Raw genomic sequence first — 2,825 nt, forward strand, 5'->3', positions numbered from 1 at the left:
TCTAACCACAGCACCCCACCATTTTTAGCAATGGCTTCTGCTAGTTGAGGATGCTGTTCTAATTTGGCTTTTATGATTTTGGTCATAATAACCATATCTTGCTCTAAAACCCCTGTTTTATGGTGTTTATATGCGGCTTCAGCATCGGCATACTTAACATCCCAAAAAATTACTGGGTACTGGTGTTTTATTGTTCCTTTGCGGAACGATAAAGTAGTAGGATTAGTCAGGGCACCACCCAATCCTTTCTGCCCTGACCAAATATTTATTCCAGGTTTCATAGAAAAACGATGATAAATTACGCCTCCGTATTGCGTAGCAAATACTGGAAATAAGCGGGGTAATAAAAATAATTGATTCTGCTAAGCGAACTGTAAAACCTAATATTTATTTCAGTTCCAGCGGTAGGGATTCGGTAATAATTAATTAGGTAAAAAAAATAGCCAATGCAAGCTGCACCGGCTTATAATCTACTACAGAGCATGAACTTCGAGAAAAGCTTGGAAGTATTGACGACAGCGACGTTTCTGATGTTCAGAAATATTGCCCCACCACCGTTCGTATGGCATCCCACCATAAGCAGACAGAACACCACCATAGCCGTTGCCTACAAAGGCGATAGGTAGCTTTATCTGTCCCCAACGGTCTTGGCGTGGTCTAATGTTTAATCCCCAAGATTGGATAACCCGATGTAGCCGGTTTAACTTAATGATAGGCTGCATAAAAACCACCACATAACTTCATCTTTTTAAGGCGTTAGCCTCGGATCTAACCCCTAAAAATTGAGGAATGTGGTGGATAAGAATAAAAAAAACAACCCTAAATGGGTTGCTTTTAGGGAGGTTTAATCATGCAAGGTGACCCAGCCATCCCCTTCTATGATTGATAGAATTTTTTGGCGAACTTTGTCTAAGCAATGGCGATGTTGTACAAGATTGTCCCAATGAAGCTCTCCATCTTTCTCGAACTCACGCGCATATTTCAAACTCCTCTTTAGTTACGCAGAATTGGTTGAAGGGAGGCGACTCAAATGCTGTTTCTATGTACGACATATTAATTAATCTCCAAACAGGTCATTAATTTAAGGCGTTAGCCTGTGTAGTTTCATAAGGTATCAATAATGTCAACAAATATCAACTTGAGAGAGAATACGAATATCTATTGTTTGCGCCAACGAGCAGTCACTCCTTGCCCCAAACGTTCCAGATTATCCGCCTCTCTTTCGTGGCGAAGAACGCGCCTAATTAAATCAATGCTAACAGTGGGGCATCGTTCCTGCAATTCTTTAATAGAGAATTCTCTGGGTAAGCTGTTAATAGTATCCAAAACCATTGCCGTTTTGCTGCCTTTTGCAGAGGTCACATAGCCGACTCTCTGCTCAAACTCCCGATAAGCTGATAATAACATCACGCCTAGAAAATATTCCCACCAAGGTAATAAATTATGCCCAGCTTCATGCCAAGCTTGAGAAGATGAATAAAGGGTATCATAGTAACTTTCCTTGGTTCGTTCGACAAGACGCTCCAAACTAATAAACCGGCCTACCTCATAACCAGCTTTATAGAGTAGTAGAAGAGTCAATAACCGAGCCATGCGTCCATTGCCATCTAAAAAGGGATGGATGCACAAAAAATCTAAAATATAAGTAGGAATTAACAATAATGGCTCTATTGTCCCAGACTCCCAAAGGCGATTAAATTGGGTGTGTAAGTGTTCCATTTTAGTACCATCTGGATAAGTAGCAGTAATTTCGTTATCAATAGTTTTCCACCGGCCACCAGTATTAACAGAAAACTGATAGAGATCCCGATGAAGCTGTAGGATAATATTAGGAGTGAAAGGGATATGAGCATAACTGGAATGGATGGTACTTAAAACTTCACGATAACCAGCGATTTCTTGCTCACTTCTGTCGCGTGGGGCAGTTTTGTCGGATACCAACTTTTTGATCCGTTCCAAGGGGACAGTAATGCCTTCAATCCGATTAGAAGATTCGGTACTTTGAATAATGGCTGCCTGTCGTAGCGTTTTTATCACTTGCGGTGATTGTTCTTTAAATAATTTTTGTTTTCCTTTATATTCTCCCAGAAGCCGAATAGTCTGGAGAAGCCCTTGATTAATTAGTTGCTCCTCGATAAAACCTTCCCTAAATGAATTCATTTGTCTTTTAAAATAGGATAATTTACAATAATTATATCCGAAGTTAAGATATGTGGGAAGTCCGATTGTTAATGATATCATCGAGAAAAAAAACCTCCCTGCAATTAGGGAGGTATCAATGTTAGAACAAGAGATGTTCGAGTTCCTTAGAAGACTGAATTATGGAGTTATTGGTGATGCCAATATCCAGAGATTCCAATTCTTGAAGCAGTTGGTTTTGCTTCCTGTTATGCAGCCGTGTAGCAATTGCTTGCAGTGCTGAGATTAATTCATCCACAATCTTGATAGAATCACTTGTGAACTCAAGCGTTAAACATTCGCCTTCATCAAAGATGGAGATATATTCAACGGGGGTTAAATCTGGTCGGCTGTTAGCTGCAATTAAAACCGACGAATCTAGCTTGATCCGGGTATTAGTTGATTTTTGCATGGGAATACCTGCTGATTAAAGTTCGGTAATTGTTGATTAGGGGAAAGTTTAGATATGGGTATCCACAGAAGAATACGCCATTTCTAAATACTCGTGTTTAGCCGACCACTGCTGATAAGCAGCAATTTCAGAAGGACTCATTTTTTTAGCTAGGGCTCTACGAATAGCCGCAATTATTTCCTCAGCTTTGGGTTGGTTCATGGTAAAATAGGGATGGGTTTTTTTGTCTTTTCAC

5 protein-coding genes are annotated in these 2,825 nt (G+C 40.0%); all 5 read right to left on the reverse strand.

The features are described from left to right. The coding region (locus tag NG798_RS27220; protein ID WP_261226851.1) for a hypothetical protein at positions 1-281 on the reverse strand (281 nt) is incomplete at its 3' end. A gap of 192 nt (positions 282-473) precedes the next feature. Then, positions 474-722, reverse strand: coding sequence for a hypothetical protein (locus NG798_RS27225; protein WP_261226852.1), 249 nt, complete (start codon positions 720-722; stop codon positions 474-476). A 436-nt stretch (positions 723-1,158) separates the two neighbouring features. Then, positions 1,159-2,160: a Fic family protein gene (locus tag NG798_RS27230; RefSeq protein ID WP_261226853.1), complete on the reverse strand. Its 1,002-nt coding sequence runs from the start codon at positions 2,158-2,160 to the stop codon at positions 1,159-1,161. A gap of 121 nt (positions 2,161-2,281) precedes the next feature. Continuing rightward, positions 2,282-2,590: a hypothetical protein gene (locus tag NG798_RS27235; protein ID WP_261226854.1), complete on the reverse strand. Its 309-nt coding sequence runs from the start codon at positions 2,588-2,590 to the stop codon at positions 2,282-2,284. A 48-nt stretch (positions 2,591-2,638) separates the two neighbouring features. After that, positions 2,639-2,791 (reverse strand): hypothetical protein, encoded by a 153-nt coding sequence (locus NG798_RS27240; protein ID WP_261226855.1) that lies wholly within the window; start codon positions 2,789-2,791, stop codon positions 2,639-2,641. Positions 2,792-2,825: the final 34 nt, after the last annotated feature.

Origin of the sequence: Ancylothrix sp. D3o, from assembly GCF_025370775.1 — a bacterium.
GTDB lineage: Bacteria > Cyanobacteriota > Cyanobacteriia > Cyanobacteriales > Oscillatoriaceae > Ancylothrix.